Raw genomic sequence first — 2929 nt, 5'->3', positions numbered from 1 at the left:
TTTGGATAAGCCCTCGACCGATTAGTATTCGTCAGCTCCACACGTTGCCGCGCTTCCACCTCGAACCTATCGACCTGGTCGTCTTCCAGGGGTCTTACATACTGGGAAATCTCATCTTGAGGGGGGCTTCACGCTTAGATGCTTTCAGCGCTTATCCCGTCCGCACTTGGCTACCCAGCGGTGCTCCTGGCGGAACAACTGGTACACCAGCGGTGCGTCCATCCCGGTCCTCTCGTACTAAGGACAGCTCCTCGCAAATTTCCTACGCCCACGACAGATAGGGACCGAACTGTCTCACGACGTTCTGAACCCAGCTCGCGTACCGCTTTAATGGGCGAACAGCCCAACCCTTGGGACCTACTTCAGCCCCAGGATGCGATGAGCCGACATCGAGGTGCCAAACCTCCCCGTCGATGTGGACTCTTGGGGGAGATAAGCCTGTTATCCCCAGGGTAGCTTTTATCCGTTGAGCGATGGCCCTTCCATTCGGTACCACCGGATCACTAAGCCCGACTTTCGTCCCTGCTCGACTTGTAGGTCTCGCAGTCAAGCTCCCTTATGCCTTTACACGCTACGAATGATTTCCAACCATTCTGAGGGAACCTTTGGGCGCCTCCGTTACATTTTAGGAGGCGACCGCCCCAGTCAAACTGCCCACCTGACACGGTCCCTGTACCGGATCACGGTACCAGGTTAGAACTCCGATACGATCAGGGTGGTATCCCAACGATGCCTCCGCCGAAGCTGGCGCTCCGGTTTCCAAGGCTCCCACCTATCCTGTACAGATCGTACCAAAGTCCAATATCAAGCTGCAGTAAAGCTCCATGGGGTCTTTCCGTCTTGTCGCGGGTAACCTGCATCTTCACAGGTATTAAAATTTCACCGGATCTCTCGTTGAGACAGCGCCCAAGTCGTTACGCCATTCGTGCGGGTCAGAATTTACCTGACAAGGAATTTCGCTACCTTAGGACCGTTATAGTTACGGCCGCCGTTTACTGGGGCTTCGGTTCATAGCTTCGCCTTGCGGCTAACCACTCCCCTTAACCTTCCAGCACCGGGCAGGCGTCAGCCCGTATACTTCGCCTTACGGCTTCGCACAGACCTGTGTTTTTGCTAAACAGTCGCTTGGGCCTTTTCACTGCGGCCCCCTCGGGCTATTCACCCTACCGAGGCACCCCTTCTCCCGAAGTTACGGGGTCATTTTGCCGAGTTCCTTAACGAGAGTTCTTCCGAGCGCCTTAGCATACTCTGCTCGCCTACCTGTGTCGGTTTGCGGTACGGGCACCTTCACCTGGCTAGAGGCTTTTCTTGGCAGCCTGAACTCATGACCTTCGCTACTGCAATTTTCGCTCCCCATCACAGCCCAGCCTTACGATGTGCGGATTTGCCTACACATCAGCCTCACTGCTTGGACGGGCATCCATCAGCCCGCGTCACTATCCTTCTGCGTCACCCCATTGCTCGTAACGGCTTACGGTGGTACAGGAATATCAACCTGTTGTCCTTCGACTACGCCTTTCGGCCTCGCCTTAGGTCCCGACTTACCCTGAGCGGACGAGCCTTCCTCAGGAACCCTTAGGCTTACGGCGGACAAGATTCTCACTTGTCTTTTCGTTACTCATACCGGCATTCTCACTTGAATGCGCTCCACCAGTCCTTACGGTCTGACTTCAACGTGCATTCAACGCTCCCCTACCCCTGCTACAAAGTAGCAAGCCATAGCTTCGGTGGTGTGTTTAGCCCCGTTACATTTTCGGCGCAGAGTCACTCGACCAGTGAGCTATTACGCACTCTTTAAATGGTGGCTGCTTCTAAGCCAACATCCTGGTTGTCTTTGCAACTCCACATCCTTTCCCACTTAACACACACTTGGGGACCTTAGCTGATGGTCTGGGCTGTTTCCCTCTTGACAATGGATCTTAGCACTCACTGTCTGACTCCCGGCTATAAGTACATGGCATTCGGAGTTTGACTGGACTTGGTAACCCTTGGCGGGCCCCGCACCCAATCAGTGCTCTACCTCCATGACTCTCGACGCCGAGGCTAGCCCTAAAGCTATTTCGGGGAGAACCAGCTATCTCCGAGTTCGATTGGAATTTCTCCGCTACCCCCACCTCATCCCCGCATTTTTCAACATGCGTGGGTTCGGGCCTCCAGTGCGTGTTACCGCACCTTCACCCTGGACAGGGGTAGATCACACGGTTTCGGGTCTACGTCCACATACTATGTCGCCCTATTCAGACTCGCTTTCGCTGCGGCTCCGGCTCTTCACCTTAACCTTGCATGGGAACGTAACTCGCCGGTTCATTCTACAAAAGGCACGCCATCACCCCTAAATTGGGCTCTGACTTCTTGTAAGCGCACGGTTTCAGGTTCTGTTTCACTCCGCTTCCGCGGTGCTTTTCACCTTTCCCTCACGGTACTGCTTCGCTATCGGTCGCTAGGGAGTATTTAGCCTTGGCAGATGGTCCTGCCGGATTCCCACGAGGTTTCACGTGTCTCGCGGTACTCAGGATCCGTCTCGGAGAGTGCTGACTTTGGACTACAGGGCTTTTACCTCTTATAGCGGGCCTTTCCAGACCTCTTCGTCTAATCAACACCTTTGTAACTCCATGTGAGACGTCCTACAACCCCAAGGAGCAAGCTCCTTGGTTTGGGCTAATCCGCGTTCGCTCGCCGCTACTGACGGAATCACTATTGTTTTCTCTTCCTCAGGGTACTTAGATGTTTCAGTTCCCCTGGTGTGCCTCCTTGTTACCTATGTATTCAGTAACAGGTGACTGGACATTACTCCAGCCGGGTTTCCCCATTCGGACATCCCCGGATCAGCGCCTGCTTACGGCTCCCCGAGGCATTTCGTTGTTCGCCACGTCCTTCTTCGGCTCCTAGCGCCTAGGCATCCTCCGTGCGCTCTTAGTAGCTTAACCAT

At 54.5% G+C, this 2929-nt stretch carries 1 rRNA gene; it reads right to left on the bottom strand.

Annotated elements, in window-relative coordinates:
- Position 1: 1 nt before the first annotated feature.
- Positions 2-2927 (bottom strand): 23S ribosomal RNA (locus tag GT019_RS31440).
- Between the last annotated feature and the right edge of the window lie 2 nt (positions 2928-2929).

It is taken from the genome of Paenibacillus glycinis (genome assembly GCF_009909185.1).
Lineage (GTDB): Bacteria > Bacillota > Bacilli > Paenibacillales > Paenibacillaceae > Paenibacillus_Z > Paenibacillus_Z glycinis.
This window is presented reverse-complemented; position numbering and strand designations above follow the sequence as displayed.